5 tRNA genes and 2 rRNA genes are annotated in these 1,176 nt (G+C 48.1%); all 7 read right to left on the bottom strand.

What is annotated here, in order from left to right:
- Nucleotides 1–153, bottom strand: a 23S ribosomal RNA gene (locus BZG72_RS16025); the annotation flags it as partial.
- A 350-nt stretch (nucleotides 154–503) separates the two neighbouring features.
- Nucleotides 504–579: transfer RNA gene (locus BZG72_RS16020), tRNA-Ala, on the bottom strand.
- A 34-nt stretch (nucleotides 580–613) separates the two neighbouring features.
- A tRNA-Val gene (locus tag BZG72_RS16015) sits at nucleotides 614–689 on the bottom strand.
- A 12-nt stretch (nucleotides 690–701) separates the two neighbouring features.
- Nucleotides 702–777 (bottom strand) — tRNA-Ala (locus tag BZG72_RS16010).
- Between the two features lie 12 nt (nucleotides 778–789).
- Nucleotides 790–865 (bottom strand) — tRNA-Lys (locus BZG72_RS16005).
- A 2-nt stretch (nucleotides 866–867) separates the two neighbouring features.
- Nucleotides 868–943 (bottom strand) — tRNA-Glu (locus tag BZG72_RS16000).
- 81 nt (nucleotides 944–1,024) lie between these two features.
- Nucleotides 1,025–1,176 (bottom strand): 16S ribosomal RNA (locus BZG72_RS15995); the annotation flags it as partial.

Genomic DNA, 1,176 nt, shown 5'->3' with positions numbered 1-1,176 from the left:
CTAAGATACCTGCTTATGCAGGTRGGTTTCCCCATTCGGACATCGATGGCTCAAATGCTTCTTACCAGCTCACCATCGCTTTTCGCAGGTTAGTACGTCCTTCATCGCCTCTGACTGCCAAGGCATCCACCGTCTACGCTTAATCACTTAACCATACAACCCCAAGAGGTTTTATTTACGGCGAGATTGTCTAAAAAAAAGAAATCTGCGTCGCAAAACCACTGAGTGTTGAATCATCAACCAATTAAGGTTTTGTTTTTGCCGGACTCAAAATAGAGACTTTGCTTATCAAATAAGACAAAGCCCAAGCACACTTGATTGTGTGAGTGACATTACATGTCACTGATTGAGAACTTTACTGTCATTCTTTAAGAATGACTTGTCAGCTTTCCAGATTGTTAAAGAGCATGTGTATTTATCAATACGATAAACCACTTTATTTTTTGCTTTCAGACAGCACTCATCGCAACAGGCGTCAACTGCTGTAAAAACAAAGAGTAAAATGGTGGAGCTAAGCAGGATCGAACTGCTGACCTCCTGCGTGCAAGGCAGGCGCTCTCCCAGCTGAGCTATAGCCCCATTTTGTTGTAGTGCTTTTCTCTTGCAGAGAAAATGGTGGGCGATACCGGGCTCGAACCAGTGACCCCCTCCTTGTAAGGGAGGTGCTCTCCCAACTGAGCTAATCGCCCATCTTTCAGACTTGGTGGAGCTAGGCGGGATCGAACCGCCGACCTCTTGCATGCCATGCAAGCGCTCTCCCAGCTGAGCTATAGCCCCGCGTCTGAGAAATGGTGGGTTGTACAGGATTCGAACCTGTGACCAATTGATTAAAAGTCAACTGCTCTACCAACTGAGCTAACAACCCAATGGCGTCCCATAGGGGAGTCGAACCCCTGTTACCGCCGTGAAAGGGCGGTGTCCTAGGCCTCTAGACGAATGGGACACGCTGATATGTTTGGGAACATATCCTCTTTAATGCTTCAACCTATACAATCTGTGTGAACACTCGCAAAAATAGCGTCAGTAAGGAGGTGATCCAGCCCCAGGTTCCCCTAGGGCTACCTTGTTACGACTTCACCCCAGTCATGAACCACACCGTGGTAAACGCCCTCCCGAAGGTTAAGCTATCTACTTCTGGTGCAGCCCACTCCCATGGTGTGACGGGCGGTGTGTACA

Origin of the sequence: Salinivibrio sp. PR6, assembly GCF_001995955.1 — a bacterium.
GTDB lineage: Bacteria > Pseudomonadota > Gammaproteobacteria > Enterobacterales > Vibrionaceae > Salinivibrio > Salinivibrio siamensis.
The sequence above is the reverse complement of the archived record's forward strand: the minus strand, read 5'-3'. Positions and strand labels throughout refer to the sequence as shown.